The sequence below is a fragment of the Allomesorhizobium camelthorni genome, from assembly GCF_011045125.1.
Lineage (GTDB): Bacteria > Pseudomonadota > Alphaproteobacteria > Rhizobiales > Rhizobiaceae > Allomesorhizobium > Allomesorhizobium camelthorni.
This window is the reverse complement of record NZ_JAAKZF010000006.1, coordinates 20,543-34,939: the sequence shown is the minus strand read 5'-3', so window position 1 is coordinate 34,939 and position 14,397 is coordinate 20,543. Positions and strand designations below refer to the sequence as shown.

Annotated in this window: 14 protein-coding genes; 4 read left to right on the top strand and 10 right to left on the bottom strand. The window is 62.6% G+C overall.

Annotated features, from left to right (window positions below):
- Window positions 1-58: 58 nt before the first annotated feature.
- Window positions 59-2,725, bottom strand: coding sequence for an alanine--tRNA ligase (gene alaS, locus G6N73_RS07335; protein ID WP_165025448.1), 2,667 nt, complete (start codon window positions 2,723-2,725; stop codon window positions 59-61).
- Window positions 2,726-2,913: 188 nt separating this feature from the next.
- The gene (gene recA / locus G6N73_RS07330) at window positions 2,914-4,002 is read right to left on the bottom strand and encodes a recombinase RecA (protein WP_165025445.1); all 1,089 of its coding nucleotides are present in this window, start codon (window positions 4,000-4,002) and stop codon (window positions 2,914-2,916) included.
- 282 nt (window positions 4,003-4,284) lie between these two features.
- Between recA and G6N73_RS07325 the strand changes: the two genes are divergently transcribed.
- Both G6N73_RS07325 and G6N73_RS07320 read left to right on the top strand, forming a co-directional pair.
- Window positions 4,285-5,259: a carbohydrate kinase family protein gene (locus tag G6N73_RS07325; RefSeq protein WP_165025442.1), complete on the top strand. Its 975-nt coding sequence runs from the start codon at window positions 4,285-4,287 to the stop codon at window positions 5,257-5,259.
- On the top strand, window positions 5,249-6,166 hold the full coding sequence (locus G6N73_RS07320; protein WP_165025439.1) for a pseudouridine-5'-phosphate glycosidase: 918 nt from the start codon (window positions 5,249-5,251) through the stop codon (window positions 6,164-6,166). The genes G6N73_RS07325 and G6N73_RS07320 overlap by 11 nt, the downstream gene beginning before the upstream one ends.
- Window position 6,167: 1 nt before the next feature.
- Here G6N73_RS07320 and G6N73_RS07315 read toward each other — a convergent pair whose 3' ends face one another.
- Window positions 6,168-6,491: a TfoX/Sxy family protein gene (locus G6N73_RS07315; protein ID WP_165025436.1), complete on the bottom strand. Its 324-nt coding sequence runs from the start codon at window positions 6,489-6,491 to the stop codon at window positions 6,168-6,170.
- Between the two features lie 64 nt (window positions 6,492-6,555).
- Between G6N73_RS07315 and G6N73_RS07310 the strand changes: the two genes are divergently transcribed.
- Window positions 6,556-7,053, top strand: a complete 498-nt coding sequence (locus tag G6N73_RS07310; RefSeq protein ID WP_165025434.1) for a GFA family protein — start codon at window positions 6,556-6,558, stop codon at window positions 7,051-7,053.
- Here G6N73_RS07310 and sufA read toward each other — a convergent pair whose 3' ends face one another.
- Window positions 7,054-7,440, bottom strand: coding sequence for a Fe-S cluster assembly scaffold SufA (gene sufA, locus G6N73_RS07305; RefSeq protein WP_165025431.1), 387 nt, complete (start codon window positions 7,438-7,440; stop codon window positions 7,054-7,056).
- Window positions 7,441-7,611: 171 nt separating this feature from the next.
- Here sufA and G6N73_RS07300 point away from each other — a divergent pair, with 171 nt between their 5' ends.
- On the top strand, window positions 7,612-7,917 hold the full coding sequence (locus tag G6N73_RS07300) for a DUF1236 domain-containing protein (RefSeq protein ID WP_165025428.1): 306 nt from the start codon (window positions 7,612-7,614) through the stop codon (window positions 7,915-7,917).
- 156 nt (window positions 7,918-8,073) lie between these two features.
- On the opposite strand, the gene G6N73_RS07295 is transcribed toward G6N73_RS07300, so the two are convergent.
- From G6N73_RS07295 to sufB, 6 genes are all read right to left on the bottom strand, one after another.
- Complete coding sequence (locus G6N73_RS07295; protein WP_165025425.1) at window positions 8,074-8,463, bottom strand: SUF system Fe-S cluster assembly protein; 390 nt, start codon at window positions 8,461-8,463, stop codon at window positions 8,074-8,076.
- Window positions 8,464-8,468: 5 nt separating this feature from the next.
- Complete coding sequence (locus G6N73_RS07290) at window positions 8,469-9,710, bottom strand: cysteine desulfurase (protein ID WP_165025422.1); 1,242 nt, start codon at window positions 9,708-9,710, stop codon at window positions 8,469-8,471.
- A gap of 150 nt (window positions 9,711-9,860) precedes the next feature.
- On the bottom strand, window positions 9,861-11,129 hold the full coding sequence (gene sufD, locus G6N73_RS07285; RefSeq protein WP_165025419.1) for a Fe-S cluster assembly protein SufD: 1,269 nt from the start codon (window positions 11,127-11,129) through the stop codon (window positions 9,861-9,863).
- A gap of 9 nt (window positions 11,130-11,138) precedes the next feature.
- Window positions 11,139-11,894 carry a Fe-S cluster assembly ATPase SufC gene (gene sufC, locus G6N73_RS07280; RefSeq protein ID WP_165025415.1) on the bottom strand — a complete coding sequence of 252 codons (756 nt, stop codon included), beginning with the start codon at window positions 11,892-11,894 and terminating at the stop codon, window positions 11,139-11,141.
- On the bottom strand, window positions 11,887-12,759 hold the full coding sequence (locus tag G6N73_RS07275) for an Abi-alpha family protein (protein ID WP_165025412.1): 873 nt from the start codon (window positions 12,757-12,759) through the stop codon (window positions 11,887-11,889). The genes sufC and G6N73_RS07275 overlap by 8 nt, the downstream gene beginning before the upstream one ends.
- A gap of 7 nt (window positions 12,760-12,766) precedes the next feature.
- The gene (gene sufB, locus G6N73_RS07270) at window positions 12,767-14,284 is read right to left on the bottom strand and encodes a Fe-S cluster assembly protein SufB (RefSeq protein WP_165025409.1); all 1,518 of its coding nucleotides are present in this window, start codon (window positions 14,282-14,284) and stop codon (window positions 12,767-12,769) included.
- Window positions 14,285-14,397 lie beyond the last annotated feature (113 nt).

The following is a 14,397-nucleotide window of genomic DNA, read 5'->3' as shown; positions in this document are numbered from 1 at the left end:
AGAAAGCGGCCGGTTCCGCGAGGGACCGGCCGCTTGATTCACAGGATTTGATTTCGGCTTAGGCCGCTTCCATCGCTGCCTTGACCGCCGCGATCGCCTCGCCTGATTTCGCCGCATCGGGTCCACCGGCCTGCGCCATGTCCGGACGGCCGCCGCCGCCCTGCCCGCCGAGCGCCGCGGAAGCCGCACGCACCAGATCGACTGCGCTGAACCTGCTTATGAGATCGTCGGTGACCGCCACCACCACGCTGGCCTTGCCGTCTTCGCCTGCGCCTACGAACACCACGACGCCCGAACCCAGCGACTGCTTGCCGGCATCCGCCAGCGGCTTCAGATCTTTCGGCGACACGCCTGACACCGCCTTGCCGAGAAAGCCGACGCCCGCGACGGTCTCGCCGTCGCCACCCGCGTCGGCCGCTGAACCGCCCCCCAGCGCGAGCTTCTTGCGCGCCTCGGCGAGTTCCCTTTCGAGCCTGCGCCGCTCTTCCAGGACAGCCTCGACACGCGAGACCGCGTCGGCCGGCGACACTTTCAGCGCCGCCGCGACCGCCTTCAGGCGGCGATCCTGCTCGTCGAGATGCCGGCGCGCCGCTTCGCCCGTCAGCGCCTCGATGCGGCGCACGCCGGAGGCCACCGCCGCCTCCGAGACCAGGCGGATCAGCCCGATATCGCCGGTGGCGTTGACGTGCGTGCCGCCGCACAACTCGACCGAATACGGCTTGCCTGCCTTGTCGCCATGCGTGGCGGTTCCCATCGAAACCACCCGCACCTCATCGCCATACTTCTCGCCGAACAGCGCCATTGCGCCCTCGGCGATGGCGTCGTCGACGCTCATCAGCCGCGTCGCGACGGGGCTGTTCTGCACGACGATCTCGTTGGCCATCGCCTCGACGCGCTCCAGTTCGGCGGCCGAAATCGGCTTCGGGTGCGAAAAGTCGAAGCGCAGCCGCTCCGGCGCGACCAGCGAACCTTTCTGCGCGACATGGCTGCCCAGCACCTCTCGCAGCGCCTCATGCACGAGATGCGTCGCCGAATGGTTGGAGCGCAGCCGGGTGCGGCGCGCGTGATCGACCTTCATGCCGACCGCGGCACCGGCTTTCAGCGCGCCCTCGGCCACCCGGCCGAAATGCACGATGAGGCCGTCGCCCTTTTTCTGCGTGTCGGTGATGTCGATCGCGAAGCCGTCCCCCGACATCGTGCCGGTATCGCCCATCTGGCCGCCGGATTCGGCGTAGAACGGCGTCTGGTTGACGACGATCGCGACCGTCTCGCCGGCCGAAGCGCCATCGACGACGGCGCCGTCGCTGACCAGCGCCAGCACGATGCCTTCGGCCTCCTCGGTGTCGTAGCCTAAAAATTCCGTCGCGCCGGTCCTTTCCTTGACTGCGAACCAGACCGTCTCGGTCGCGGCCTCGCCGGAGCCCGCCCAATTGGCGCGGGCCTCCGCCTTCTGGCGCTGCATGGCGGCATCGAAACCGTCGAGATCGACCGAAACGCCGCGCTGACGCAGCGCGTCCTGCGTCAGATCGAGCGGGAAGCCATAGGTATCGTAGAGCTTGAACGCAGTTTCGCCATCGAGCCGGTCGCCGCTGCCCAGTTTCTCGGTGGCTTCCGACAAGAGCCCGAGGCCGCGCGCCAGCGTCTTGCGGAAGCGGGTTTCCTCGAGCTTCAGCGTTTCGGAAATCAGCGCCTCGCCGCGCGCCAGTTCCGGATAGGCCAGGCCCATTTCGCGCACCAGCGCCGGAACCAGCCGCCACATCAGCGGGTCGGCCGCACCGAGCAGCTGCGCATGGCGCATGGCGCGGCGCATGATGCGGCGCAGCACATAGCCGCGGCCCTCATTCGAGGGCAGCACGCCGTCGGCAATCAGGAAGCTCGAAGCACGCAGATGGTCGGCGATGACGCGGTGGCTCGCCCGGTTCTTGCCTTCCGCCTTGACGCCGGTCGCCTCCTCGGAGGCATGGATCAGCGTCTTGAACAGGTCGATGTCGTAATTGTCGTGCACGCCCTGCATGACGGCGGCGATGCGCTCCAGCCCCATGCCGGTATCGATCGAAGGTCGCGGCAGCGCGACGCGCTGCTCTTTCGTCACCTGCTCGAACTGCATGAAGACGAGGTTCCAGATCTCGATGAAGCGGTCGCCGTCCTCGTCGGCGCTGCCGGGCGGACCGCCCGGAATCTGGTCGCCATGGTCGTAGAAGATTTCCGAACACGGACCGCACGGCCCGGTGTCGCCCATTGCCCAGAAATTATCGCTGGTGGGTATGCGGATGATCCTGTCCTCGGGCAGGCCGGCGATCTTGCGCCAGAACCCGGCCGCCTCGTCATCGGTGTGATAGACGGTGACCAGGAGCCGCTTTGCGTCGAGGCCGAACTCCTTCGTGATCAGGTTCCAGGCGAGTTCGATGGCGCGCTCCTTGAAATAATCGCCGAAGGAGAAATTGCCGAGCATCTCGAAGAATGTGTGGTGGCGGGCGGTATAGCCGACATTGTCGAGATCATTGTGCTTGCCGCCGGCGCGCACGCATTTCTGCGAGGTCGCGGCGCGCGAATAGGAACGGCTTTCGAGGCCGGTGAAGACATTCTTGAACTGCACCATTCCGGCATTGACGAACATCAGCGTCGGATCGTTGCGCGGTACGAGCGGGCTCGAGGCCACGACCTCGTGACCGTTCTTGCGGAAATAGTCGAGAAATGCCGACCGGATCTCGTTCACGCCACTCATGTCACAGCCTTTGTTGCCGCCCTGCCGGGCAAATTGGACATGGCCTTTTAGCGGGCGCTTCTGGACCTGTCCACAAACACGAATTGGCGGAAAACAGCCGCTTCGCAGGCGATATCCGGCAGGTCCATTCAAAACGAAACCGCCGGCACAAATGGCCGGCGGTTTCGCAGGGATCGGGTCTGAACCGGCTACATCTCGCCGGCTTCGTCCTCGAAACCGTCGCTTGGGCCGCCGCCTTCAAGGAACTTTTCGGCAATCAGCCCGGCATTCTGCCGCAGCGCCAGCTCGATCTCGCGCGCCGTGTCGGGATTGTCGCGCAGGAACAGCTTTGCGTTCTCGCGGCCTTGGCCGAGGCGCTGGGAATTGTAGGAGAACCATGCACCCGACTTTTCGACCACGCCGGCCTTGACGCCAAGGTCGACGAGCTCGCCGGTCTTGGAGACGCCCTCGCCATACATGATGTCGAACTCGACCTGCTTGAAGGGCGGCGCCAGCTTGTTCTTGACCACCTTGACCCGGGTCTGGTTGCCGACCACTTCATCGCGGTCCTTGACCGCGCCGATGCGGCGGATGTCGAGCCGCACCGATGCGTAGAACTTCAGCGCGTTGCCGCCCGTGGTGGTCTCGGGCGAGCCGAACATGACGCCGATCTTCATGCGGATCTGGTTGATGAAGATGACCATGGTGTTGGAGCGCGAGATGGAAGCGGTGAGCTTCCGCAGCGCCTGGCTCATCAGCCGCGCTTGCAGGCCGGGCAGCGAATCGCCCATCTCGCCCTCGATTTCCGCGCGTGGCGTCAGTGCCGCCACCGAATCGACGACCAGCACGTCCACCGCGCCGGAGCGCACCAGCGTGTCGCAGATCTCAAGCGCCTGCTCGCCGGTGTCGGGCTGCGAGATCAGGAGGTTTTCGAGGTCGACCCCGAGCTTGCGGGCATAGACCGGGTCGAGCGCGTGCTCGGCGTCGACGAAGGCGCAGATGCCGCCCTTCTTCTGCGCCTCGGCCACCGTGTGCAGCGCCAGCGTCGTCTTGCCCGAGCTTTCCGGCCCGTAGATTTCGATGATGCGCCCGCGCGGCAGGCCGCCGACGCCGAGCGCTATGTCGAGCCCGAGCGAGCCGGTCGGCACCGTCTCGATCTCGACGATCTTCTCGTTCGCCCCCAGCCGCATGATCGAGCCCTTGCCGAAGGCGCGCTCGATCTGGGATAGCGCGGCGTCCAGAGCCTTTGATTTATCCACCGATTTGTCCTCTACCAGCCGCAATGAATTCTGAGCCATGATACATTACCCCTTGGTCGTCAATGAAGGCCCGACAATCCGGTATCCCTGCAAATTCGTACCTCTTTTGTTCTCATTTGGCAAGAGGGGTCAAGGGCATGATTTCATTGCATTTTCCAATTTTGTTCCAGTTTTGTGCTCGCCGGAACGTTCCGGTCGGCCGAACCACCGGCCCAACCATGCCGCCAAAGGCGACGATTCGGCGCGGCAGGTTGCCCGCCGGGGATGCTGACACTAATGTCGCGCCCAACCTAGAAGAATAGACGCTCGGCAGGCGCTTTCATGTCCTTTCCTAAAATTTTGGCCGTCGGCGGCGCGCATATCGACCGGCGGGGCCAGGTCACAGGCGCCTATGTGCCCGGCGCGTCCAATCCCGGCGTGATGGCCGAGGACGTCGGCGGCGGCGCGTTCAACGCCTTGCGCAATGCGGTTCGCCGCGGTGCGAGCGGCGCTATCATGTCGGTTCGCGGCGGCGATGCGGCCGGCGAGACCGTTTCGCGCGCCATTTTCGACGCAGGGATCGCAGACCTGTCGGCGATCTTTCTCGACCGCACCACGCCGAGCTATACCGCGCTCCTCGACCGCGACGGCGACGTGATCGCAGCGCTTGCCGACATGGCGCTCTACGAGACCGCATTCGCCAAGCAGCTCCGCCGCGCCAGCTTTCGCGCAGCCGTGGCCGAGGCCGATGCCCTGTTGTGCGATGCTAATCTGCCAGCCGACGCTCTTGCGCGTTTGGCCAGGCTGGCGTCGGGCAAGCCGCTCTTCGCCATCGCCATCTCGCCGGCCAAGGTGGTGCGGCTTTCCGAAATCCTGGAAACGCTCTCGTGCCTGTTCATGAATTTTCGCGAGGCAGCCTGCCTTGCCGGATTGCCGGGCGATGCACGCGTTGATGATGTCGTCGCCCGCCTGCACAGCATTGGGCTTTCGAGCGCCGTCATCAGCCGCGGCGGCGCGCCAACGGTGGCATTCGACCGTTCTGGCCTCTTTTCGATCACGCCGCCGCCGCCGCGCAAAATAGTCGACGTAACCGGCGCCGGCGACGCGCTGGCGGGCGCGACCATGGTCGCCCTGCTGCGCGGCCTACCCCTTCGCGAGGCGTTGCGCGAAGGCATGGCGGCGGCGATGCTTGCCGTCGAAAGCCCAGCATCGGCGCCGGAATTTTCCGCCCGCGACTTCACTGCCGCCCTTGCACTTGTGCCGAAGGCCGAGGCGATGCATCAGGACGGCAGAATCGGAGAGACCAATGACGCCTGAGAATGCGCTGCCCTTTATCGACATCCACCCGCCTGTCGCCGACGCATTGGCCGCAGGCCAACCTGTGGTGGCGCTGGAAAGCACCATCATCACCCACGGCATGCCCTATCCCGACAACAGCGCCATGGCCGCCAATGTCGAGAAGATCATCCGCGACGAGGGCGCCACGCCCGCCACCATCGCCGTCATCGGCGGCAGGCTGAAGATCGGGCTCTCCGACGCCGAGCGCGAGGCGCTGGCGCAGACCACGGGCGCAATGAAGCTGTCCCGGGCCGATCTCGGCTTTGCGGTGGCGCAGGGCCGCACCGGCGGCACAACGGTGGCGGCGACGATGATCGCCGCGCACCTTGCCGGCATTTCGGTCTTCGCCACCGGCGGCATAGGCGGCGTGCACAAGGGCGCGGAAAAGAGCTTCGACATCTCTGCCGACCTTGACGAACTGGCGCGCACGCCGATGATCGTGGTGTCGGCCGGCGCAAAGGCCATACTGGACATCGAAAAGACGCTGGAAGTGCTGGAGACGCGCGGCGTGCCGGTCGTGGCGTTCGGCTCGGATGTCATGCCCGCCTTCTGGTCGCGGCAGTCGCCATTCGCCGCGCCGCTGCGGCTCGACACGGCCGAGGAGATCGCGGATTTCTTCAAGACGCGGCGCGTTTTGGGGACCGATGGCGGCATGCTGATTGCCAATCCGGTGCCTGAGACCGACGAGATCGCCGCAGAGGTGATGGCCGGGCACATCCAGGCGGCGCAGCAGACCGCGGAGGCGCAGCGCGTCTCGGGCAAGGCGGTGACGCCGTTCCTGCTGTCGAAAATCCTCGAACTGACCGGCGGCGCGAGCCTGAAAACCAACATTGCGCTGGTGGAAAACAATGCGAGGCTGGCAGCGCGGATCGCACGGGCGCTGTAGTCTATTTCCTGGCCCGCAGCGCCGCCTCGTAGGCCTTTTTCGTCCAGACCACCATCTCTTCCGGGTCGTCGACCGCCGAGACCGGGATCGACCAATAAGGCATCGCCGTCGGCTTGCGGTTCTTCTGGCCGTCATAGATCCACTGCCGCGAGCCGGCCGCGGCAAAGTCGACAGCGCTTTCCTGGTCGGCCTTGAGCAGTATCTCGCCATCGACCTCGAGCCCGACGATCAGGCCGTTGTGGTAGACGCCCTTGCCGCCGAACATCCGCTTGATGGTGACCGGGCCGAGCCCGTGGAAAAGTTCCGCAATGTCGGCATCTTGCATGGCGGGCGATCCTCTTTCACTGTTTGAGACATATTTACCATCATCCAGCCGGGGAGAACACTCGATGCCGATGCTGCTCAAAGGTTCCTGCCGCTGCGGCGCAGTCCGTTTCCAGGTCGCCAGCCACACGCCCGTTCCTTTCATGCTGTGCTACTGCTCCATCTGCCGCAAGCAGCAGGGCGGCGGCGGATATGCGATCAACCTCGGCGGCGATTCGTCCACGCTGAAGATCGAGGGCGAAGAGCATCTCGGTCTTTACCGGGCGGAAATCGAGGATGAGGAGCGCACGCATTGCGAGGTCTCGACCGGCGAGCGCCGCTTCTGCCGGGAATGCGGGTCGGCGCTGTGGCTTTACGATCCGACCTGGCCGGAACTGGTGCACCCGTTCGCCTCGGCTATCGACAACGAACTGCCCAAGGTGCCGGAGCGCGTGCATATCATGCTGAAATACAAGGCATCATGGGTCGAGCCGAACATCCGCGAAGGCGACAAGACGTTCGAGATCTATCCGGAGGAATCGATCGCCGACTGGCACAAGAAGCGCGGGCTATGGGTGGAGTAGCTACGCTGCGCTCTGCGCGCGCGCCTCGGCGAGCTGCTTGAGATCGGCCGGCTTGAGCTCGACCGATTCGCCGCAGCCGCAGGCGGAGCTCTGGTTGGGATTGGTGAAAGTGAAGCCGGTGCGCAGCGCCGTCGCCTCGAAATCCATTACCGTTCCGAACAGGAAGAGTGCGGCTTCCGGCGCGACATAGACATGCGCGCCGTCGCGCTCGATGTGGTCGTCCTTGGGGTTCGGCTCGGTCACCAGATCGACCGTATATTCCATGCCGGCGCAGCCGCCCTTCTTGATGCCCAGGCGAACGCCCTTGGCGTTCTCACGGCTTCCCATGATCTCGTTCACGCGAGCGGCGGCCTTCTCGGTCATGCTGATGACGGCGAAGCGTCCCATATTCCTGTCTCCATTCCATGCAGGTTCAAGGCCTGCCGGATGCTTTCTCATAGCCTAAGATGGTGAAGATTCCCATCCCATGCAAGCTCGTGATCGGCCGTAACATACTTCACTTCTGCGGAACCGTTCGGACCGATAGCGGTTAGGGCACGTCAAACCCAGGAGGTTGAAATGACTTTCCGAAGCACAATTGCCGCCGCCATCCTGCTCGCCGGAACCGCCTTCGCGGCTGCCCAGACCGTCGTGGTCACACCCGAACAGGAGGTCGTGGTCCGTGAATACGTGAAAACCAATCCGGTCATAGTCGACCGTCCGTCAAACTTTGAACTGGTAGTAGGGGCGATCATACCGGATATACTCAAGCCCGGCGAAATTGCCGAAAACACACTGCCGACCAGGTATCAGTATGTCGTCATGGACGGCCGCACCGTGCTGATCGAACCGGAAACCCGAAGGGTCGTTCACATAATCGACTGACGGGGCGCGTTCGGGTGTGTTGAGATTCAGGTCAGGCCCAGGCGAAAATGGCGGATTTCGAGAACCGGAACGGAGCGTACATTCAGGTACGTGAGTACCGGAAGCGCAGAAAGCCGCCATTTGCAGACGGGCATCACCTGAATATCAACACACACCCTAATACCAACCCACCGCCACCTGCGCCTCTTCCGACATGCGATCGGGCGTCCAGGGCGGGTCGAAGGTCATGTTGACCTCCACATCGGAAACGCCTTCGACTGCGCCGACCGCGTTCTGCACCCAGCCCGGCATTTCGCCGGCCACCGGGCAGCCGGGCGCCGTCAGCGTCATATCGATCTTGACCGAGCGGTCGTCCTCGATGTCGATCTTGTAGACCAGGCCGAGTTCGTAGATGTCGGCGGGGATTTCCGGGTCGTAGACGGTCTTCAGCGCCGAGACGATGTCGTCGGTCAGTCGCGCCAGTTCTTCGGCAGGAATCGCCGAAACAGTCTGTGCGCCAGCGGATTCCGCTTGCGTGGGCTCTGTCGTAACCGTTGCGTCGTCCATGCTCATCACCCGAAAAATTTCCGCGCCTTTTCAAGCGCTTCGGCCAGAACGTCGATTTCAGCCTTCGTATTATACATGCCGAACGATGCCCTGCATGTGGAGGTCACGCCAAAACGTTTCAACAGCGGCTGGGCGCAATGGGTTCCGGCCCGCACCGCAACGCCTTGCCTGTCGATCACCATCGCGACATCGTGCGAATGGATGCCCTGCAATTCGAAGGAGACGATCGCGCCCTTGCCCGGCGCATCGCCGAATATGCGCAGCGAATTGATCGAGCGCAGCCGCTCATGGGCGTATGTCTTAAGCTCGGCCTCGTGAGCGGCTATCCGCTCGCGGCCGATCTTCTCCATATATTCGAGCGCCGCGCCCAGCCCGATCGCCTGGACGATCGGCGGGGTGCCGGCCTCGAAGCGGTGCGGCGGGTCGTTGTAGGTGACCTCGTCTTCGGTCACCTCGAAGATCATCTCGCCGCCGCCCTGGAACGGCCGCATCCGCTCCAGCATGTCGCGCTTGCCGTAGAGCACGCCGATGCCGGACGGGCCATAGACCTTGTGGCCGGTGAACACATAAAAATCGCAGTCTAGGTCCTGCACGTCGACCGGCATGTGCACGGCCGCCTGGCTACCGTCGATCAGCACCGGAATGTTTTTCGCGTGCGCGATCCGCACGATCTCCTTGATCGGCGTCACCGTACCCAGCGCGTTCGACATATGGGTGATCGCGACCAGCTTGGTGCGGTCGGTCAGGCGCTTCTCGAATTCCTCGATATGGAACACGCCGAGATCGTCGACCGGAGCCCAGACCAGCTTGGCGCCCTGGCGTTCGCGGATGAAATGCCACGGCACGATGTTGGAATGGTGCTCCATGATCGACAGCACGATCTCGCCGCCCTCGCCGATATTCGGCATGCCGAAACCGTAGGCGACCGCGTTGATCGCCTCGGTGGTCGACTTGGTGAAGACGATTTCTTCCGTGCTGCCGGCGTTCAGGAAGCGGCGCACGCTTTCGCGAGCCTTTTCATAGGCATCGGTGGCTGCGTTCGACAGGAAATGCAGGCCGCGGTGAACGTTGGCGTATTCCTTGGTGTAGGCGTGGTTGATCGCATCGAGCACGGCTTGCGGCTTCTGCGCCGACGCGCCATTGTCGAGATAGACCAGCGGCTTGCCATAGACCTCGCGTGCAAGGATCGGAAAGTCGCGGCGGATCGCCTCGACGTCGTAGGGGGTGGTTTCGACTTTCTGGTCCATATCCAAGTCCTTGCCGCCCCTCATCCCCCTGCCGGGACCTTCTCCCCGTGAATAACGGGGAGAAGGAGGCTGGCCGCGACGCCGACGCCCCCCTCTCCCCGTACTTCACGGGGAGAGGGTAAGGGTGAGGGGCGGCGCGGCCGATCCATGCTACCCATGCGTCGCGAACCAGCCGTCCAGCAGCGCCTCCAGCGCCTCCACGATCGGCTCTTCTTCCAGTTCCTCTATCACCTCGGCAACGAACGCTTTCACCAGCAGCCCGCGCGCCGTCTTCTCGTCTATGCCGCGCGACATCAGGTAGAATAGGTGGCCGTGGTCGATTTCGGTGACGGTTGCGCCGTGCCCGCAGACCACGTCGTCGGCGAAGATTTCCAGCTCTGGTTTGGTCGAAAACTCGCCGTCGTCCGAAAGCAGCAGCGTGTTGCAGGCCATCTTCGCGTCGGTCTTCTGCGCATACTGCGCGACGTTGATGCGGCCCTGGAACACGCCCCGCGCCCGCCCGGTGACGACATTGCGGATCACTTCGGTCGAGGTCGTGTGCGGCACCGAATGGTCGAGCACCATGGTCACGTCGGTGTGGCTGTCGCCGGCCAGAAGGTTGACGCCGCGCAGCTTGAACTCCGCGCCCTCGCCAGTCGCGTCGACCACAACCTCCTGGCGCACAAGCTTGCCGCCGGCATTCATGATGAACAGCGTCAGCTTCGAATTCTTGCCGAGTTCCGCCTTGAACTGCGCGAAATGCGTCGTCGTCTCCGGCTGGTCCTGCACGATGATCCACAGGATCTCGGCATCGTCGCCGAGCAGCAACTGGCTGACGGAGCTTGCGAGCGCCGCTCCGCTGCCGGTCTGGCGTTCGACGATGGTCGCCTTGGCCCCATTGCCGACCCGCACCGGCAGCCGCACATGCGTCTGGCCGCCGGCCTGCACGTTCTGCAGTTCCAGCGGTGCTTCGAGTTCGCGGCCTTCCGCAATGTCGACGAAATAGCCGTCGCCGACGAAAGCGATGTTCAGCGCGCCGATGGCGTCGTCCGAACCATAGGTCTCCAGCGCCGGGGCGAAGCTGCCGTCGGCGAGCTTTTCGACAAGCGGCTGAACGGCCACGCCGTCCATTGCAGCTGGTTTTGCCGAAGCAACACCGTTCAGCACGGACAGCACCGTCGAACCTTCGATGAGCGGCGCAATCGCCCTGGCGTTCGCCGTCTCGTCATGCGGCGGCACGCTGGTCAGCAGCCGGCGCAGATCGGTGTAGTGCCAGGATTCGACGCGCTTGGTCGGCAGGCCGGCCTTTACCGCCTCGATCGCATTGTCGCGCTTGACCATCACCGCGCCGTCGCCCGGCAACAGCGAAAGCCGCTCGCCGAACGCGTCGATGAGCGCCGTTTCGGCGAGCGTGCGCTGGGGCGTGATTTGAAGGTTCATAACCGTCACCTATGCCGCCTCTTCGATGATCCCGGCATAGCCGTTCTCTTCCAGCTCGACCGCCAGCGACTTGTCGCCCGACTTGATGACCTGGCCGCGATAAAGCACGTGGACCGAGTCCGGCACGATGTATTCGAGCAGGCGCTGATAGTGGGTGATGACGACGATGGCGCGGTCGGGAGACCTCAGCGCATTGACGCCGTCGGCCACGATCTTCAGCGCGTCGATGTCGAGGCCGGAATCGGTCTCGTCGAGCACGCAGAGTTTCGGCTCGAGCAGCTTCATCTGCAGGATCTCGGCGCGCTTCTTCTCGCCGCCGGAAAAGCCGACATTCAGCGGACGCTTCAGCATCGCCATGTCCATGTTGAGCGAGCCGGCCGCTTCCTTCACACGCTTCAAAAGCTCGGGGATCTTCAGCGGTTCCTCGTCACGCGCCTTGCGCTGCGCGTTGATCGCCACCTTCAAAAACTCCATCGTCGCCACGCCCGGTATCTCCATCGGATACTGGAAGGCAAGGAAAATGCCCGCCGCGGCGCGTTCGGCCGGATCCATCTCAAGGATCGAGTGGCCGTTGTAGAGGATGTCGCCCTCGGTCACCTCATAGTCCTCGCGGCCGGCGAGCACATAAGAAAGCGTCGATTTGCCGGAGCCGTTCGGCCCCATGATCGCGGCGACCTCGCCCTTCTTCACGGTGAGGTTAAGCCCCCGGATGATTTCGGTGCCGTCTTCGGCGATGCGGGCGTGGAGGTTTCTGATTTCAAGCATTAGTTCCGGTTCCATTTTGTTTCAAGTTAGCAAATTTTTGCCGCGACTCTTTGAAATCAACGCCTTCACAAGCATAAACAAAGTCAAAACCAAATTTCGTTATTGAAATCCAGGAAATATACATCTCTTGGCCGTTGGCTCTGATTTTTGAATCTTCCTTTTTGAGACACCCGTTTCTTATCAAGCACCCAATGTTTAGCTCTCGATCTTTGTAGAAATCAGTGCTAAGCGGCATTGCGCTAGGCCCTCCCACCTGAAGCACGTGAACATTTGCTTGCAATCCCCAGCCCTCGACCCATTCAAGAATCTCGCCCCAGGTTGTCTCCGGTTTTTCGCAAAGTTCCGTTAGCTTCTTAGGTACCGGATTGGGAAAACCACGGTTCGCCATAAGCCAATCGTATTCCAACGATGCAAAGGAACTCGTATCGAGGGCAAAGAAGCGCAAAAGCTCAGCGTCTTTTTTGTCAATTTGTCCCAACAGGTCTGCATACGCCACATGGGCAGACTTGTAGTTTGCGGAAGCCGACGCCAGCAATTCAGCCCATTGTTCAGTAAGATTGTCTTCTGACTCGTCCTCTAAGGATGCCTTTTCGACCCATTGCAGCAGAAACTTTGGAGGCACGGGCCGAAGCTCCAACCCTCTTTCGACAGCAATCTCCCGTGCTCTCGCTATTGCTCGCAACGCAGATGATTGACGAAAGAACCTTATGTGATCGCCGACAACTCCACCCGCCTCCGAAAAAGGACTCAACAGGTCAGCAATCGCATTTGTAATGCGCGAAGCTCCTTCCCCGCTTGCTCGCAGTTCCACTAAGCCAGCGTCGCCCTTCACCGAGACCGAATTCTCCGCTCCATCACTGGTCATCTGCTTCTTACCCCACGCTCCCCTCAAGCGAGATGCCGATCAGCTTCTGCGCCTCGACTGCAAACTCCATCGGCAACTGCTGGATGACGTCCTTGACGAATCCGTTGACGATCAGCGCGATCGCCTCTTCCTCCGGAATGCCGCGCTGCATGACGTAGAATTTCTGGTCGTCGGAGATCTTCGATGTCGTCGCCTCGTGCTCGAACTTGGTGGTCGAGTTCTTAGCTTCCATATAGGGCACCGTATGCGCGCCGCACTGGTCGCCGATCAGCAGCGAATCGCAGTTGGTGAAGTTGCGTGCGTTGGTCGCCTTGCGGTGCGAGGAAACCTGGCCGCGATAGGTATTCTGCGAGAAGCCGGCGGCGATGCCCTTGGAGATGATCCGGCTTCTCGTATTCTTGCCGAGATGGATCATCTTGGTGCCGCTGTCGACCTGCTGATAGCCGTTCGATACCGCGATCGAATAGAATTCACCCTGACTGTCGTCGCCGCGCAGGATGCAGCTCGGATATTTCCAGGTGATCGCCGAGCCGGTCTCGACCTGCGTCCACGAGATTTTCGAGCGGTCGCCGCGGCAGTCGCCGCGCTTGGTGACGAAATTGTAGATACCGCCCTTGCCCTGCGCGTCGCCGGGATACCAGTTCTGCACCGTCGAATATTTGATCTCGGCGTCGTCCAGCGCGATCAGCTCGACCACCGCGGCGTGAAGCTGGTTCTCGTCGCGCTGCGGCGCGGTGCAGCCTTCAAGGTAGGACACATAGGCGCCCTCCTCCGCGATGATCAGCGTGCGCTCGAACTGGCCGGTGTTCTTCTCGTTGATGCGGAAATAGGTCGACAGCTCCATCGGGCAGCGAACGCCCTTCGGCACGAACACGAACGATCCGTCGGTGAAGACAGCCGAATTCAGCGTCGCGTAGTAATTGTCGGAGGTCGGCACGACCGAACCGAGATATTTCTTCACCAGTTCCGGGTGCTCGCGGATAGCCTCGGTGATCGAGCAGAAGATGACTCCGGCCTCGGCCAGCTCCTTCTTGAAGGTTGTCACCACCGAAACGGAATCGAACACTGCGTCGACCGCGACCCGGCCGGACTTGTAGACATTGTCGTTGGCTTCATCGAGCTCGGAATCCGCCGGCTTCTGCACGCCGGCCAGTATCTCCTGCTCGCGCAGCGGGATGCCGAGCTTTTCGTAGACCTTCAGCAGTTCGGGATCGACCTGGTCGAGCGAGGTCGGCCCCGGCGTCGATTTCGGCGCGGCGTAGTAGTGGATGTCCTGGAAATCGATCTTCGGATAGTTGACGCGGGCCCAGGTCGGCTCCTGGAGCGTCACCCAGCGGCGATACGCTTCGAGACGCCAATCCAGCATCCACTGGGGCTCGTTCTTCTTCGCGGAGATGAAACGGATCGTGTCTTCGGACAGGCCCTTGGGCGCCTTGTCCATCTCGATCTCTGTCTCAAAGCCGTATTTGTATTGGTCGACGTCGATCTTTCGGACCCGATCGATCGTGTCCTGCACAGCAGGCATCAGCGTTCTCCATCCACGCCGGGGTCAAGGCCCGGCAGTTTTCAAACTATGGCGCCGCTGGGACGGCGTAAGTTCAATATAGTGCGTTCCTTCAGGCATTTCACCCGCCGGGA

Excerpts from the sequence above, each read along its gene's own strand:
- G6N73_RS07310 (WP_165025434.1), top strand. The coding sequence starts at position 6,556 with ATGCCGATGCTGCTCAAAGGTTCCTGCCGCTGCGGCGCAGTCCGTTTC.
- G6N73_RS07315 (WP_165025436.1), bottom strand. The coding sequence starts at position 6,491 with ATGCAAGATGCCGACATTGCGGAACTTTTCCACGGGCTCGGCCCGGTC.
- sufD (WP_165025419.1), bottom strand. The coding sequence starts at position 11,129 with ATGAACCTTCAAATCACGCCCCAGCGCACGCTCGCCGAAACGGCGCTC.
- sufB (WP_165025409.1), bottom strand. The coding sequence starts at position 14,284 with ATGCCTGCTGTGCAGGACACGATCGATCGGGTCCGAAAGATCGACGTC.
- G6N73_RS07320 (WP_165025439.1), top strand. The coding sequence starts at position 5,249 with ATGACGCCTGAGAATGCGCTGCCCTTTATCGACATCCACCCGCCTGTC.
- alaS (WP_165025448.1), bottom strand. The coding sequence starts at position 2,725 with ATGAGTGGCGTGAACGAGATCCGGTCGGCATTTCTCGACTATTTCCGC.
- G6N73_RS07290 (WP_165025422.1), bottom strand. The coding sequence starts at position 9,710 with ATGGACCAGAAAGTCGAAACCACCCCCTACGACGTCGAGGCGATCCGC.
- G6N73_RS07295 (WP_165025425.1), bottom strand. The coding sequence starts at position 8,463 with ATGGACGACGCAACGGTTACGACAGAGCCCACGCAAGCGGAATCCGCT.
- G6N73_RS07325 (WP_165025442.1), top strand. The coding sequence starts at position 4,285 with ATGTCCTTTCCTAAAATTTTGGCCGTCGGCGGCGCGCATATCGACCGG.
- recA (WP_165025445.1), bottom strand. The coding sequence starts at position 4,002 with ATGGCTCAGAATTCATTGCGGCTGGTAGAGGACAAATCGGTGGATAAA.
- G6N73_RS07300 (WP_165025428.1), top strand. The coding sequence starts at position 7,612 with ATGACTTTCCGAAGCACAATTGCCGCCGCCATCCTGCTCGCCGGAACC.
- G6N73_RS07275 (WP_165025412.1), bottom strand. The coding sequence starts at position 12,759 with ATGACCAGTGATGGAGCGGAGAATTCGGTCTCGGTGAAGGGCGACGCT.
- sufC (WP_165025415.1), bottom strand. The coding sequence starts at position 11,894 with ATGCTTGAAATCAGAAACCTCCACGCCCGCATCGCCGAAGACGGCACC.
- sufA (WP_165025431.1), bottom strand. The coding sequence starts at position 7,440 with ATGGGACGCTTCGCCGTCATCAGCATGACCGAGAAGGCCGCCGCTCGC.